This is a genomic window from Pseudomonas sp. TMB3-21 (genome assembly GCF_054898145.1).
The window spans coordinates 2065186-2081014 of record NZ_CM142718.1 but is presented as its reverse complement, the minus strand read 5'-3'; the positions used below and the strand labels follow the sequence as shown (position 1 = coordinate 2081014).

The window sequence follows — 15829 nt, the reverse complement described above, 5'->3', positions numbered from 1 at the left end:
GCGTCGCCACGAACAACACTTACCTCAAGTGCAACCCCTAAACCCTCCCCGTCTGCGCTACCATGCTTGGCCGGACGCGGCAGCCTGCTGCGCGCAGGAGTCAGCATGGCCCACCCGTTTGCAACGCTTACCCCCGACCTCGTGCTCGATGCCGTCGAAAGCATCGGCTTTCTCAGCGACGCGCGCATTCTGGCGCTCAACAGCTACGAGAACCGCGTCTACCAGGTCGGCATCGAAGACTCCGAGCCGCTGATCGCCAAGTTCTATCGCCCGCAGCGCTGGACCAACGAAGCGATTCTCGAAGAGCATCAATTCACCTTCGAGCTCGCCGAGTGCGACGTACCCGTGGTGGCACCGATGATCCACAATGGCGCCAGCCTGCACGAACACAACGGTTTCCGTTTCACCCTGTTCCCACGGCGCGGCGGCCGGGCGCCGGAGCCGGGCAACCTCGATCAGCTGTATCGCCTCGGCCAATTGCTCGGCCGCTTTCACGCGATGGGCTCGACGAAGCCGTTCGAACACCGTGAAGCGCTGGGCGTGAAGAACTTCGGCCACGACTCACTGACCACGTTGCTTGAAGGCAACTTCATCCCCAAGAGCCTGCTGCCAGCCTACGAGTCAGTCGCCCGCGACCTGCTCAAGCGTGTGGAAGAGGTCTACAAGGCAACGCCGCACCAGAACATCCGCATGCACGGTGATTGCCATCCCGGCAACATGATGTGCCGCGATGAGATGTTCCACATCGTCGACCTTGACGACTGCCGGATGGGCCCTGCGGTGCAAGACATCTGGATGATGCTCGCCGGTGATCGTCAGGAATGCCTGGGGCAGTTGTCGGAATTGATGGACGGCTACAACGAGTTTCATGATTTCGATCCGCGCGAACTGGCACTGATCGAGCCGCTGCGCGCCTTGCGCCTGATGCACTACAGCGCCTGGCTCGCCCGCCGCTGGGACGACCCGGCGTTCCCGCACAGCTTTCCGTGGTTCGGCACCGAGCGTTATTGGGGCGATCAGGTACTGGCGTTGCGCGAGCAGTTGTCCGCGCTGAATGAAGAACCCCTGAAATTGTTTTGACACACTCAATCCCTAGTGGGAGCGAGCCTGCTCGCGAAGACGGACTTTCATTCAACAGAGACGTCGACTGACATACCGCTTTCGCGAGCAGGCTCGCTCCCACAGATATTGTGTTCACAACTGCCCGACCTAATCAGGCAGGACATTCACAGACAAATCTCCTTACAATCCCCTCTTTGTTAGCTGCCTATGCAAGGATTCCGCATGCAAGCCGCCAACCCGCGTCGCGGGTACATCCTGGGCCTGAGTGCCTACATCATCTGGGGACTTTTCCCGCTCTATTTCAAAGCCATCGCCAATGTCCCCTCCGTGGAAATCATCATCCACCGGGTGCTCTGGTCGGCGTTGTTCGGGGCGTTGCTGCTGATGGTCTGGAAGCACCCGGGCTGGTGGCGCGAATTGCGCGACAACCCCAAACGGCTGGCGATCCTGGCGTTGAGCGGCACACTGATCGCGGCCAACTGGCTGACTTACGTCTGGTCGGTAAATAACGACCGGATGCTCGAAGCCAGTCTCGGTTACTACATCAATCCGCTGATAAACGTGTTGCTCGGCATGCTGATTCTGGGTGAGCGGCTGCGGCGCATGCAGTGGATCGCCGTGGGTCTGGCGGCGGCCGGGGTGGCGCAGCAAGTGTGGCAGGTGGGTAGTCTGCCGTGGGTGTCGCTGGTGCTGGCGTTAACGTTCGGTTTCTACGGGTTGATTCGCAAGCAGGCGCCGGTCAAGGCCCTGCCCGGTCTGGTGGTGGAAACCTGGATGCTGGTGCCGATCGCCGTTGCCTGGTTGTTGTTCAATCCCGGGGCAAACAGTGCTCAAGCTGAATTCTGGAGCACCTCCGAGGCTTGGTGGCTGGTCGCCGCCGGACCGGTGACGCTGATACCGCTGGTGTGTTTCAACGCCGCTGCACGGCATTTGCCCTACACGACATTGGGATTTCTCCAATACATCGCGCCGACGCTGGTGCTGCTGCAGGCAGTACTGCTCTTCAATGAGCACATGTCGTCGAGCACGCTGGTTGCGTTCATGTTTATCTGGGCAGGTTTGGCGATCTACAGCGTCGATGCGTGGATAAGTCTGCGCCGCCGCAGCTGATCAGAAAACGTACAAACCTCTGCAGGCCACGTCCATCGTGGCCTGTGTGCATCCTTCCCACGGTTATCCACAGCGTGATCCCCGCCGTTTGTGCGCAACTTCTTGAAACTGCTGGTTTTTTGATCAGAGGCTGAAGACGCCCGGCCGGCGTGGGCTGGCGGGCAGTCTCTACAGGTTATCCACAGGCAGGTGCACGTTTAACTTGGATAACTGATCAAGGTTCACTGCGCAGCACCAATTCGACCATAAGATCGTCTGCCAGCGTCTCCAGACGCGACTGCAAAACATCCAGGGACAAGGTCAGCGGCACAGCCAGAATGGCTTCGGCGTGGAACAAAGGCTCGCTGCTCATCGGCGCCGGACGGACTTCTGTCACCAGCCGTTCAAGGTTGACGCCCTGTTCACTTAATAAACGCGTGATGTCCCGCACGATGCCCGGACGATCATTGCCCACCAGCTCCATGGCGATCGGTTTCCAGGTGCAGGATTGCTCGATGCCGCTTTCGGCGATCAGCACGCGAATACCATGGGTCGACAACGCTTGCAGAGCGTCGACCAATTCATCGTAGGCCTCGGCCGGCACGCCCACCCGAAGAATCCCGGCAAACTGCCCGGCCATGCGCGACATGCGGCTCTCCAGCCAGTTGCCGCCATGCTCGGCGATGCACTGGGCGATGCGCTCGACCTGCCCGGCCTTGTCCGGTGCAAATACTGTCAGTACGAGGTGGTCCATGGCGCAGCCCTCTTTTGTTATCGAAAAGGAAGTATAGGCAAGGGGCTAATCTGTGGTGAGTCGACTGATGCCCTCGCGGGCAAGCCATGCTCCCACAAGCCTGCGCGATCCGGGTGGGAGCAAGGCTTGCCCGCGAACGGCGCACTAACGATTCAATTGAAAAGCACAAATCGTGTACAACTTTTGATATTTAACTGGAACAATCCAATAGTTTTTTGAGAACATCCCGTTCCCCGTCGTGACCGCAATGCGTCATGGCGTCGCAGAACGACGTATTTAGTCTGATTTTCACAAGCGCAATTCATCATGTAGTATGCCGCAGCGCGCACTACATAACCTTGGATCGATGTCTGCCGCAGGCGCAATCGCAACCCTGAAAGCCCTGTCAGCAAGGCCTCCAAGCCGTTGATCGGTTACCACCCAGCCGCCCGAAATGGCATGTACTGGTAGAAGGGGTTTGTGGTTTAAATAGCCAGAGGCTTCATTGTCAATTTGAAGAGCTGAAAAGCGAAATAGCTGAGCAGAGTGAGGCAAGCAATGACTGAACACGTTCAAGTCGGTGGCCTTCAGGTCGCCAAAGTCCTGTTCGACTTCGTGAACAACGAAGCCATTCCCGGTACCGGTCTCACCGCCGACAAGTTCTGGGACGGCGCCGACAAGGTCATTCATGACCTGGCGCCGAAGAACAAAGCCCTACTCGCCAAACGCGATGATTTCCAGGCTCGCATCGATGCCTGGCACCAGACTCGTGCGGGTCAAGCGCATGATGCGGTGGCCTATAAAGCTTTCCTCCAGGACATCGGTTACCTGCTGCCGGAAGTGGCGGATTTCCAGGCGACGACGCAAAACGTCGATGACGAAATCGCGCGCATGGCCGGCCCGCAGCTTGTGGTGCCGGTCATGAATGCCCGCTTCGCGCTCAATGCCTCGAACGCTCGCTGGGGTTCGTTGTACGACGCGCTCTACGGCACCGACGCCATCAGCGAAGCCGGTGGCGCGGAAAAAGGCAAGGGCTACAACAAGGTCCGCGGCGACAAGGTCATTGCCTTCGCCCGCGCCTTCCTCAATGAGGCCGCACCATTGGCCGCCGGTTCGCACGTCGACTCCACCGGTTACAAGATCATTGACGGAAAACTGGTGGTTGCCCTCAAGGGCGGCAGCAATTCCGGCTTGCGCGACGATGCTCAACTGATCGGTTTCCACGGCGATGCCAGCGCACCGACCGCAATCCTGCTGAAGAACAACGGCCTGCACTTCGAGGTCCAGGTCGATGCCAGCACTCCGGTTGGCCAGACCGACCCGGCCGGCATCAAAGACATCCTGATGGAAGCCGCACTGACGACCATCATGGACTGCGAAGACTCCGTCGCTGCCGTCGATGCCGACGACAAAGTGGTGATCTACCGCAACTGGCTCGGCCTGATGAAAGGCGACCTGGCGGAAGAAGTTTCCAAGGGCGGCAAGACATTTACCCGCACCATGAACGCCGACCGGACCTACACCGGCGTCGACGGCAAGGAACTGAGCCTGCACGGTCGTTCGCTGCTGTTCGTGCGCAACGTCGGTCCCCTGATGACCATCGATGCGATCCTCGACAGCCAAGGCAACGAAGTGCCGGAAGGCATTCTCGACGGTCTGGTCACCAGCCTTGCAGCGATTCACAGCCTGAATGGCAACAGCTCGCGCAAGAACAGCCGCACCGGCTCGGTGTACATCGTCAAGCCGAAGATGCACGGCCCGGAAGAAGTCGCGTTCGCCAACGAGCTGTTCGGACGCGTCGAAGACGTGCTTGAGCTGCCGCGCAATACGTTGAAAGTCGGGATCATGGACGAGGAGCGCCGCACCACGGTCAACCTCAAGGCGTGCATCAAGGCGGCGAGCGAGCGCGTGGTGTTCATCAACACCGGTTTCCTCGACCGTACCGGCGATGAAATCCACACCTCGATGGAAGCCGGCCCGGTGGTGCGCAAGGCCGACATGAAGGCTGAAAAGTGGATCGGCGCTTATGAAAACTGGAACGTCGATATCGGTTTGAGCACCGGCCTGCAAGGTCGCGCGCAGATCGGTAAAGGCATGTGGGCGATGCCCGACCTGATGGCGGCGATGCTGGAACAAAAGATCGCGCACCCGATGGCCGGTGCGAACACCGCGTGGGTGCCCTCGCCGACTGCGGCTGCACTGCATGCGCTGCACTACCACAAGGTCGATGTGTTCGCCCGTCAGGCTGAACTGGCCAAACGCGAGCGCGCGTCGGTCGACGACATCCTGACCATCCCGCTGGCCGTGAACCCGAGTTGGACTGCAGAACAGATCAAGAACGAACTGGACAACAACGCCCAGGGCATTCTCGGTTATGTGGTGCGCTGGATCGACCAGGGCGTGGGCTGTTCGAAAGTGCCGGACATCAACGATGTCGGCCTGATGGAAGACCGTGCCACGCTGCGTATTTCCAGCCAGCACATCGCCAACTGGCTGCGTCATGGCATCGTCACCGAAGAGCAAGTGATGGAAAGCCTCAAGCGCATGGCGCCAGTGGTTGACCGTCAGAACGCCAACGACGCGCTGTACCGCCCACTGGCACCGGATTTCGACAGTAACATTGCCTTCCAGGCAGCGGTCGAACTGGTGGTGGAAGGTACCAAGCAGCCCAATGGCTATACCGAGCCGGTGTTGCACCGCCGTCGTCGTGAATTCAAGGCCGCCAATGGCCTGTGATTGAGCGTTGATGCCACAAATGAAAAAGCCCTGATCGAAAGATCAGGGCTTTTTTGTGGGTAAGCTCCCTATATCACGCTCCCGTAGGAGCCGGCTTGCTGGCGATGAACGATCACGCGTTTGACCTGTAGATCTGCTGTGTCAGGATCGCCAGCAAGCCGGCTCCTACAGCTTTGGGTTGCGCTAAGGCTCCATCCCCAGCTCATGCTTCACCAACCCGAGCAATTTGACGGTATCAATCGGTTTTAGCAGAAAGTCCACCACGCTCAAATGCATCGCCGCAATCGCGTCCTGCACATCGGCGTCACCGGAGACGATGATAAACGGCAGCGCCGCGCGATCCGACTCGCGAACCTGGCGGATCAGGTCCAGCCCATCGATATGGCCCATGCGAAGATCGGTAATCACCAGGCCAATCGACGGCTTCTCGCTGAGCATCTTCAGCGCCGTTTCGCCACTCGCCGCCGTCAGGCAGCGAATTCCATCCAGCCCCAGAATCTCCGACAACAGCTCGCGCGCGTCTTTATCGTCGTCAACGATCAGCACCCGTTGCGGCGGTAAATCAGGCTCGAGCATGACTGCGCTCAGCGCCTCGCGCTCGTCGTCAGTCAAAATATCGTGGTCGGACATGGCTTTCTCTACGTTTCCAGATCAATCCCCAGCACAGTGGTGAGACAGCGCTAAGTGGACCGCTAATGTGCACTTCGTCGGATTTATTTCCAATAGATATAAGCATAGGTTCTTCCCATAGTTACGTAAGGATTTTCCGAAACTTCTTAAGCTCCGCTGCCTACCTAGACTTACGTCCAATGGGCACCCTGCGCGCAGGGGCCGACCATGGCTCAGTCATCCGACAACAACAATTCCAAAAAAAATGCGGTAACGGTTATGAGTAAAGCGGACGCCTTCACACAGGCAGGGAAAACCGCGGTGTTGCAGAACATCCAGGGCACGTTGCAATTTCTTCAGCGCTTCCCGCCCTTCAATCAGATGGAACACGCGCACCTGGCGTACCTGGTGGAACAATGTCAGCTGCGTTTTTACGCGCCAGACGAGAGCATCATCAAGCCTGCCGATGGCCCGGTCGAACACTTCTACATCGTCAAGCAAGGCCGCGTGGTGGGTGAACGTCCACACACGGCCAAGGGTGGCACCGAGACCACGTTCGAAATCACCACGGGCGAATGTTTTCCTCTGGCGGCATTGCTTGGCGAGCGTGCCACGCGGACCGAGCACCTCGCCGCCGAAGATACCTTTTGCCTGCAGCTGAACAAGCTGGCGTTCATCAAACTGTTCGCCCTGTCCAACGCGTTTCGCGACTTTGCCCTGCGCGGTGTGAGCAGTTTGCTCGATCAGGTCAACCAGCAAGTTCAGCAGAAAGCCGTGGAAACCCTCGGCACGCAATACTCGCTCAACACCCGACTGGGCGAATTGGCCATGCGCCATCCGGTGATGTGCAGTCCCGCGACACCGTTGCGGGAAGCCGTGACCCTGATGCACGAGCAGCAGGTCGGCAGCATCGTGATCGTCGATGAAGACAAAGCCCCGCTGGGCATCTTCACCCTGCGCGACCTGCGCCAGGTGGTGGCGGGCGGCACCAGCGACTTCAACGAGCGCATCGAAGGGCACATGACCCCTGCGCCGTTTTTTCTGTCGCCGGACCACAGCGCCTTCGACGCGGCGATTGCCATGACCGAGCGGCATATTGCCCACGTCTGTCTGGTCAAGGATCAACGCTTGTGCGGCGTGGTGTCCGAGCGTGATCTGTTTTCCCTGCAACGGGTCGATCTGGTTCACTTGGCGCGGACCATCCGCAGCGCTCAGCGCGTGGATAACCTCGTGGCGCTGCGCGGTGAAATCGGCCAGTTGGTGGAGCGCATGCTCGCCCATGGCGCGTCGTCGACGCAGATCACCCACATTATTACCTTGCTCAACGATCACACGGTGTGCCGGGTGATCGAGCTGACCTTGGCCGAGAAAGGCGACCCCGGCGTGCCGTTCAGCTGGCTGTGTTTCGGCAGCGAAGGTCGCCGCGAGCAAACGCTGCACACCGATCAGGACAACGGCATTTTGTTCGAAGCACGGGATGCGGCGCACGCTGCCGAGATTCGCGGCAAGCTGCTGCCGATCGCCCAGCAGATCAATCAGAGCCTGGCGTTGTGCGGTTTCACCCTGTGCAAGGGCAACATCATGGCCGGCAACCCCGAGCTGTGTTTGTCCCGGGCCGAGTGGGCGCGGCGCTTCGCGGCGTTCATTCGCGAAGCGACGCCGGAGAATCTGTTGGGTTCGAGTATTTATTTCGACCTGCGCGTGGTCTGGGGCAACGAGCAAGGTTGCGAACAGCTGCGCAAAGGGATTCTTGATCAGGTCAGCGACAATCGCCTGTTCCAGCGCATGCTCGCCGAAAACGCGCTGCGCAACCGTCCGCCGGTAGGACGTTTCCGCGAGTTTGTGCTGGCGCGCAAAAACGGCGAAAAGGCCACGCTGGACCTTAAAATTCAGGGCCTGACGCCCTTTGTCGACGGCGCGCGTCTGCTGGCGTTGGCCCATGGCATCGAGGCGAATAACACCTTGGAGCGTTTCCGCCAGTTGGTCGCCAAAGAGGTCATCGAGCGGCTGGACGGCGCGGCGTACGAAGAGGCCTATCACTTCATTCAGCAAACCCGCATGCAGCAACATCAGCTACAGACCCGCGAGAATCTGCCTTACTCCAATCGCGTCGATCCGGACAGCCTCAACCATCTGGACCGACGCATCCTGCGCGAATCCCTGCGCCAGGCACAACGCCTGCAAAGCAGCCTGGCCCTGCGGTATCAGCTATGAGTCTATTTTCATGGTTGCGCCCGGCCAGCGTGGCGATTTCCAATGAGCAGCAACAGCGGCTGAAACGCTTGCCAACCGTGGTCGAGTTGAGCGAATGCAGCCTGCGTGAACAACGCTGGGTGGTGCTCGATCTGGAAACCACCGGGCTGAATCTGAACAAGGACCGGGTGCTGTCGATCGGTGCAGTGGTGATCGAGGACGGCGCGATCGACTTCAGCCAGCAATTCGAGCGCACCCTGCAATGTGACGAGCTCAAACTCGGCCCCAGCGTGCTGATTCATGGCCTGGGGCCGAGCGCGATTGCCGCCGGCAGCGACCCGGCGCCCGCCTTGCTGGAATTCATGGAATTTGTCGGCGACAGTCCGCTGCTGGCCTTTCATGCGCCGTTCGATCAGCACATGCTCGGGCGCGCACTGAAGGATCATCTGGGCTACAAACTGCACCACCCGTTTCTGGACGTGGCGGACCTTGCGCCGCTGCTGTGCCCGCAAGCGAACATACGCGAGGCGGGGCTGGACGAGTGGATCGAGTGGTTCAAGCTGGAGGTGTTCGAGCGCCACAATGCCAGCGCCGATGCGCTCGCCACGGCGGAACTGGCGCTGATCCTGTTCAGCCGCGCACGTCAACAACAGATTCATAGCCCGTTGAATCTGCAGCAGCGGGTGAGTCAATGGAAACGCCGACAGCGAGCGCCGTCTTTTTAGTACTGCGGTGATTGTGCTGGCCAATCGCGGGCAAGCCTTGCTCCCACAGGCTTGTTTTTGTTCTCCCGTTTTGTGTGCGACGCAAAACCCGTGGGAGCAAGGCTTGCCCGCGATGAACGATAAAGCGGTCTAACTGCACAATCCCGACCCGACCAGTGGCCAATTGCTTACCTCCCGCGCCTCTGCGACAATCGCGAACAATTCTCGTTAGTTAACATTTCCCAATCGGTGATGCTGCGTGTCGTCAGTCCAAAGCCCCCACAGTGAGCTCGTCGGTGCGTTATACCGGGACCATCGCGGCTGGCTGTTGACGTGGCTGCGGCGCAACGTGGCGTGTCCGCAACGGGCCGAAGACCTGAGTCAGGACACTTTCGTGCGCTTGCTGGGACGCGATGAATTGCAGGAGCCACGCGAGCCGCGGGCGTTTCTGGTAGCGATTGCCAAAGGTTTGTTGTTTGACTATTTCCGTCGCGCCGCACTGGAACAGGCTTACCTCACCGAACTCATGCTGATTCCTGCAGGCGAACAACCGTCCGTTGAAGAACAGCAACTGATTCTGGAAGACTTGAAAAACATCGACCGCTTGCTTGGCCAGCTGTCGAGCAAAGCGCGGGCGGCCTTTCTTTATAACCGTCTCGATGGCCTCGGGCATGCCGAGATCGCGCAGCGTCTGGGCGTATCGGTGCCGCGCGTGCGTCAATACCTGGCGCAAGGCATCCGCCAGTGCTACGTCGCGCTGTACGGTGAGCCGCTTTGAACCCGGTCAGTTCCAAGCCGGTGTCGGCACAGGTGCTGGACGCCGCGATCGCCTGGCAATTGTCACTCGATTGCGGCAATACGGTGGAGCGCGAGGAGTTCGCCAAATGGCACGCCGCTCACGAAGAACACGCTCGCGCCTGGCGACAGCTGGGCATGCTCGATCATCGTTTCAGCGTGGCCAGCGGGCCGGCCCGCGCGGCACTGTTGCAATCGCGCGAAAGCATTCGCCGGCGGGTGCGCAAGCTGGGCAGCGGTCTGGCAAGTGTGGTGGCGTTGATCGGGCTGGCGTTGTTTGCCGGCGATCGGTATTTGCCGATCGACTACTGGCTGGCTGATCAGCGCACTGCAACCGGCGAACAACGCACCTTGCGCTTGAGCGACGGCACGCTGATCAACCTCAATACACACAGCGCGGTGGACGTGCGATTCGATCAGAAGCAGCGCCTGATTGTTTTGCAGGAGGGCGAGATTCTCGTCGAGACCGGCCATGGCGATGCGCGGCCATTCATTGTCGAAACCCGCGAAGGCAGCATGCGTGCGTTGGGTACGCAGTTCCTGGTCAAGCGCGAGGAAGAAGGCACGCGCCTGAGCGTGTTGAAATCCGCCGTCGCCGCTCATCCGCAGTCGAGCCCGCAAGAGCAAATTTTGCGCGAAGGTCAGCAGGTGCTAATGCGTAGCAACGGCCTCGGCCCGATCGTTGCGCTCAACCTCGGCGCCGATGCCTGGACCCGCGGCATGCTGGTGGTGGACAACACGCGACTGGACGATCTGGTGCACGAACTCGGTCGCTATCGTCGCGGGCATCTGGGTGTTGCGCCGGAGGTTGCCGACTTGCGGATCACCGGCAGTTTTCCGCTGCACGACACTGATCTGGCGTTGAGTGCGTTACTGCCGACGCTGCCGGTGCAGATTGAAAAGCAAACACCGTGGTGGGTGACGGTGGTGGCGAAGGCTGAAGCCAAGCCCTGAAATTCGTCTCGATGGACAAATCGCCTTCGCGAGCAGGCTCGCTCCCACAGGGATTGCGGTCAAAATGTAGGAGCGAGCCTGCTCGCGATAGCGTCAACAGCCTCCCCACGAGGACCGGTTTCATCCAACATCATTTGCAACACTGATTTGATGAATCACAATTATTTTCATCCAGCCCTATCACTTTTCGGTTTTCGTTCGGCACCAAGGCAATTGAGAAATATTCCCTTTCAGGAGCCGCTGTATGTCCCGTTCGCTAGACACCTTGTTGCGCCCCAGTCTGCTGGCTGTCGCCATTGCCCTTAGCGCCCCGCTGGCCAGCAGTGCGCTGATGGCCGCCGAACAAGCGTCCAGCGTGCGCGCCTACAACCTGCCCGCAGCGCCACTGGCCAGCACTCTGAACCAGATCGCCAGTCAGGCCGGCATTGCGTTGTCGCTGAGCCCTTCGCTGGCGGCGGGCAAAACTTCGGCGCCGGTCAACGGCCAGTTCGACGCTACCGCCGCCCTTCGCGCCGCCTTGCGTGGCACGGGTTTGCAGCTGGAGCAAAGCAGCGCCGGCACCTACACGCTGGTGGCCGTGCCGGAGGGCGTGATGGCGCTGCCGGAGACGGCGGTGATTGGCGTGGAAAATACTGAAAGCGCGTGGGGGCCAGTAGAAGGTTATGTAGCGACTCGCACCGCTGCAGGGACCAAGACTGATACGGCGTTGGTCGAAGCTCCGCGTTCGATTTCCGTCGCGACCCGCCAGCAAATGGAAGATCGCGGGGTACAAAACCTCGATGACGCCGTGCGCTACATGCCGGGCATCACGGCCAGCAGCTACGGCAGTGACACCCGAGCCGACTGGTTGCGCGTGCGCGGTTTCGAACCGACTCAATTCCTCGACGGCCTGCCGTTGCCCAAAGGTGTATACGCCAACCCGAAACAGGAAACCTGGAACCTCGACCGTCTGGCCCTGCTGCGCGGCCCGGCTTCTTCGGTCTATGGTCAGACGCCGCCGGGTGGTTTGCTGGACATGGTCAGTCGTCGTCCCAGCGCCGAATCGAGCAGTGAAGTCCAGGTGCAATACGGCAGCGACAATCACCGCCAGATCAACTTCGCCAGCACCGGCAAGATCGATGACGAAGGTCGTTTTCTATACGGCATGAGCGGCGTAATACGCGACAGCGGCACGCAGATCGACCACGTCGACAACAAGCGCTACAACATCGCCCCGAGCTTGACCTGGAACATCGACGACGACACCAGGTTAACGTTACTGACGCAATTCACCCGCGACGATACCGGCATCACCAGCCAGTTTTACCCGATTCAAGGCACCAAGATCGATATGCCGTTTGGCAAGGTGTCGCACCATAAGAACCTGGGCGATCCAAATTACGAGTATTACGACCGGACCTACTACGCGCTCGGCTACGCCTTTGAACATCGCCTGAACGACGTCTGGCAGTTCCGGCAGAATCTTCGCTATACCAAGTCGGATACTTCTTTTCAGGCGATCACGGTCAACAGTTATTTCCCGGAGATCGGTTTTGTTGTCGACGATCAAGGCAACACCGGCCGTGGCACTACCAACGTTGAAGAAGACATCAGCCAGTTCGCTGTCGATAACAACTTTCAGGGCGACTTTGCAACCGGTGATATCCAGCACACCCTGTTGATCGGACTCGACCACCAGCGCAGCAATACCAATTACCTGTCGATCTTCGGCACGGCGCCGAGCATCAACGTCAACAACCCGATCTACGGCTTGCCGATCACCCGTCCGCCGCGCTCCGATGCCTTCTATGACTACGATCAGAAGACCTATCAGACCGGCCTCTACATCCAGGACCAGATGGCCCTCGACAACTGGCGCCTGACCCTGGGTGGCCGCGAAGACTGGGTTCACAGCGGCACCAAGTTCTTCAATCAAGACGGCGCGACGAACACCGAGCGCGACAAGAAATTCAGCGGCAATGCCGCGATCAGCTACGTGTTCGACAACGGCATCGTGCCGTACCTGTCTTACGCCGAGTCGTTCCAGCCGACCGCCAACGCCAACGCCACAGCAACTCAATCGTTCAAACCGACAGAGGGCCAGCAGTGGGAGTTGGGCGTCAAGTACCAACCGCCCGGCAGCAACACCCTGCTGACTGCGGCGATTTATGACCTGACGCAGAAAAACGTGTCCGCTACCACTATCGTGGCCGACGTGCCGATCACCAGTCAGACGGGTGAAGTGAAAGTCAAAGGTCTGGAGCTGGAAGCCGTTTCCGACGTGACGGAAAACCTCAAGGTCATTGCCGCTTACACCCTGGCAAAATCCGAAGTGCAGAAAGGCACTTTCAAAGGCAACCGCCTGCAACTGATGCCTAATCAGCAGGCGTCTCTGTGGGCTGACTACACCTGGCACAACGGTGTGCTCGACGGCTTCGGCATCGGCGCCGGCGCGCGTTATACCGGCAATACCTATGGCGATCAGGGCAACACCTGGCTGGGCAAGGCCAACTCCTACACAGTGTATGACGCGGCCGTGCATTACGACCTCGGTCGTCTGGACAATAGTTTGAAAGGCGCTTCTGTGGCACTGAACGCCACCAACCTGCTCGACAAGGATTACATTTCCACCTGTGACGGCTTTTACTGCTATTACGGAGACCAGCGCAGCGTCGTCGCCAGCGCTACGTACAAGTGGTAACCGATTAAACCAAACCGCCCTACGACCAAGCCGTCCTGACCGGGCGGCTTCGGCATTTCTGAAGGCCCGAACATGAAAAGCAAAACCATCCGCCGCTGGTCCTTCGTCCACACCTGGACCAGCCTGATCTGCACCGTGTTCCTGCTGATGCTGGCGGTTACCGGCCTGCCGTTGATCTTCCATCACGAGATCGATCACTTGCTGGGGGATGCCGCCGAGCTGAAGGAAATGCCGGCTAATACCCCGCATTTGAATCTGCAGCAATTGGTGCAGGCGGCGGAAAAACATCGTCCTGGCGAAGTCATGCAGTATTTTGGCTTCGAAGACGACGAACCCAACGGTGCCATCGCGATCATGGCCCCGACGGCTGGCACTCATCCCAACGAATCCCACACCTTCATGCTTGACGCTCGCACTGGCGAGGCGCTGGAAATGCCGTCGGCCAACGGCGGTTTCATGATGCTGATGCTGCGGCTGCATGTGGACATGTTCGCCGGCCTGCCGGGCAAGCTGCTGCTGGCGTTCATGGGCCTTTTGTTTGTGGTGGCGATTGTGTCAGGCACGGTTTTGTATTTGCCGTTCATGCGCCGCCTGAAATTCGCCACCGTGCGCCAGGACAAATCCACCCGGCTGCGCTGGCTCGACCTGCACAATCTGATCGGCGTGGTCACACTGACCTGGGCGCTGGTAGTCGGGCTGACCGGCGTAATCAGTGCCTGCACCGATCTGCTGATCGCGGCCTGGCGCAATGACAGCCTCAGCGCGATGGTCGCGCCGTATCGCGACGCGCCGCCGCTCACTCAACTGGCGCCGGCAACACGTTTGCTGGACATCGCCAAAGAGGTCGCGCCGGGCATGCAAGCGGACTTTATCGCCTTCCCGGGCACTCGCTTTTCCAGTGAGCACCATTACGCGGTGTTCATGAAAGGCAGCACCCATCTGGCCTCGCATCTGCTGACGCCGGTGCTGATCGACGCCAGCACCTTGCAGGTCACCGCCGTGGCCGAACGACCGTGGTACATGGACGCCATGGGCATGTCGCAACCGCTGCACTTCGGCGATTACGGCGGCATGCCGATGAAGATCCTCTGGGCGGCGATGGACGTGTTGACCATCATCGTGCTCGCTAGCGGGGTTTACCTGTGGGTGGTGCGGCGCAAGGCGGCTAAACCGGTGCTGGAACACGCCGAGGCGAACGCATGAAGCCGCGGCAGTCGAGCTTCTGGAAGGTATTCGCCGTGCCGTTGGTGATTGGTGTGCTCAGTGCTGCGGGGTTGTTCGCCGCGTTGCTGGGCGATGGCGCGTGGGACTCCCTAAGCTGGCTGGGCCTGGGCATCCCTGCCGTGCTCGGCCTGCGGGGCCTTTTGCAACGCCGCTGATAATAAATACGTCGCCATACCCCTCCCTTGTAGGAGCTGTCGAGTGACACGAGGCTGCGATCTTTTGATCTCGATCTTGTCTTCAAGGGGTAAAAACAAGATCAAAAGATCGCAGCCTCGTTTCACTCGACAGCTCCTACAGGGTTCGCATCGCGACGGTTCCCAGGATTGGACTTGGCCCGCATGCGGCCGGGATGCTTTCGACATCATGCCTCCCTGGTCAACGCGCTATGCTCTCGACACTGCCATCGTCAGAGACGTCGCCATGTCCACCGCCAGCATGACCCTGTTCCACAATCCCCTGTCGCCCTACGTCCGCAAAGTCATGGTCCTCCTGCATGAAACCGGTCAGCAGGACCGCGTGGCGTTACAGGCCAGTGTGCTGACACCGGTCAGCCCCGATACCGCACTCCTCGAAGACAACCCGCTGGGCAAAATCCCCGCGTTGCGTCTGGCCGATGGCAACGTCATTCACGACAGCCGGGTCATCCTCGATTACCTCGATCATCAACACGTCGGAGATTCACTGATCCCGCGCGAAGGCTCTGCGCGCTGGCGCCGCCTGACCCTGGCTTCCCTGGCCGACGGAATCATGGACGCGGCGGTGCTGATTCGTTACGAAGTCGCTCTGCGCCCCCCGGAAAAACACTGGGACGAATGGCTCGACGGCCAACGCGACAAGATTCGCCGGAGTCTGGCATTGCTGGAAAAAGACGCGATCGCCGAGCTGACCAGCCATTTCGATGTGGCGGCGATCAGTGTGGCGTGTGCACTGGGTTACCTGGATCTGCGCCATCCGGATCTGCAATGGCGCGAGGGGAATCCGCTGTTGGCGGCGTGGTATTTCGAGGTGAGCCAGCGGGCTTCGATGCTGGCTACGATGCCGAAGGTTTGA

At 59.7% G+C, this 15829-nt stretch carries 13 protein-coding genes; 11 read left to right on the top strand and 2 right to left on the bottom strand.

Annotation, left to right across the window (positions count from 1 at the left end; genetic code table 11):
• Positions 1 to 105 precede the first annotated feature (105 nt).
• Both ACYZTS_RS09585 and rarD read left to right on the top strand, forming a co-directional pair.
• On the top strand, positions 106 to 1080 hold the full coding sequence (locus tag ACYZTS_RS09585; protein WP_028619919.1) for a serine/threonine protein kinase: 975 nt from the start codon (positions 106 to 108) through the stop codon (positions 1078 to 1080).
• A 204-nt stretch (positions 1081 to 1284) separates the two neighbouring features.
• Positions 1285 to 2172 (top strand): EamA family transporter RarD, encoded by an 888-nt coding sequence (gene rarD, locus ACYZTS_RS09580; protein ID WP_028619920.1) that lies wholly within the window; start codon positions 1285 to 1287, stop codon positions 2170 to 2172.
• 214 nt (positions 2173 to 2386) lie between these two features.
• Here rarD and ACYZTS_RS09575 read toward each other — a convergent pair whose 3' ends face one another.
• Positions 2387 to 2905, bottom strand: a complete 519-nt coding sequence (locus ACYZTS_RS09575) for a glycine cleavage system transcriptional repressor (RefSeq protein ID WP_028619921.1) — start codon at positions 2903 to 2905, stop codon at positions 2387 to 2389.
• 537 nt (positions 2906 to 3442) lie between these two features.
• On the opposite strand from ACYZTS_RS09575, the gene ACYZTS_RS09570 reads away from it, so the two are divergent.
• Positions 3443 to 5620: a malate synthase G gene (locus ACYZTS_RS09570; RefSeq protein WP_461995557.1), complete on the top strand. Its 2178-nt coding sequence runs from the start codon at positions 3443 to 3445 to the stop codon at positions 5618 to 5620.
• A gap of 183 nt (positions 5621 to 5803) precedes the next feature.
• Here ACYZTS_RS09570 and ACYZTS_RS09565 read toward each other — a convergent pair whose 3' ends face one another.
• Positions 5804 to 6250, bottom strand: a complete 447-nt coding sequence (locus tag ACYZTS_RS09565; RefSeq protein ID WP_028619923.1) for a response regulator — start codon at positions 6248 to 6250, stop codon at positions 5804 to 5806.
• Positions 6251 to 6508: 258 nt separating this feature from the next.
• On the opposite strand from ACYZTS_RS09565, the gene ACYZTS_RS09560 reads away from it, so the two are divergent.
• From ACYZTS_RS09560 to ACYZTS_RS09525, 8 genes are all read left to right on the top strand, one after another.
• A complete protein-coding gene (locus ACYZTS_RS09560; protein ID WP_028619924.1) occupies positions 6509 to 8443 on the top strand; it encodes a putative nucleotidyltransferase substrate binding domain-containing protein in 1935 nt (644 codons plus the stop codon).
• Positions 8440 to 9147, top strand: coding sequence for a 3'-5' exonuclease (locus ACYZTS_RS09555; RefSeq protein ID WP_461995554.1), 708 nt, complete (start codon positions 8440 to 8442; stop codon positions 9145 to 9147). The genes ACYZTS_RS09560 and ACYZTS_RS09555 overlap by 4 nt, the downstream gene beginning before the upstream one ends.
• A 238-nt stretch (positions 9148 to 9385) precedes the next feature.
• Positions 9386 to 9904 (top strand): RNA polymerase sigma factor, encoded by a 519-nt coding sequence (locus ACYZTS_RS09550; RefSeq protein WP_461995552.1) that lies wholly within the window; start codon positions 9386 to 9388, stop codon positions 9902 to 9904.
• The gene (locus ACYZTS_RS09545) at positions 9901 to 10875 is read left to right on the top strand and encodes a FecR domain-containing protein (RefSeq protein WP_461995551.1); all 975 of its coding nucleotides are present in this window, start codon (positions 9901 to 9903) and stop codon (positions 10873 to 10875) included. The genes ACYZTS_RS09550 and ACYZTS_RS09545 overlap by 4 nt, the downstream gene beginning before the upstream one ends.
• 244 nt (positions 10876 to 11119) lie before the next feature.
• Positions 11120 to 13555, top strand: coding sequence for a TonB-dependent siderophore receptor (locus tag ACYZTS_RS09540; RefSeq protein ID WP_461995550.1), 2436 nt, complete (start codon positions 11120 to 11122; stop codon positions 13553 to 13555).
• A 72-nt stretch (positions 13556 to 13627) separates the two neighbouring features.
• On the top strand, positions 13628 to 14758 hold the full coding sequence (locus ACYZTS_RS09535) for a PepSY-associated TM helix domain-containing protein (protein WP_461995548.1): 1131 nt from the start codon (positions 13628 to 13630) through the stop codon (positions 14756 to 14758).
• On the top strand, positions 14755 to 14934 hold the full coding sequence (locus ACYZTS_RS09530) for a hypothetical protein (protein ID WP_028619930.1): 180 nt from the start codon (positions 14755 to 14757) through the stop codon (positions 14932 to 14934). The genes ACYZTS_RS09535 and ACYZTS_RS09530 overlap by 4 nt, the downstream gene beginning before the upstream one ends.
• A gap of 265 nt (positions 14935 to 15199) precedes the next feature.
• A complete protein-coding gene (locus ACYZTS_RS09525; RefSeq protein ID WP_461996391.1) occupies positions 15200 to 15829 on the top strand; it encodes a glutathione S-transferase in 630 nt (209 codons plus the stop codon).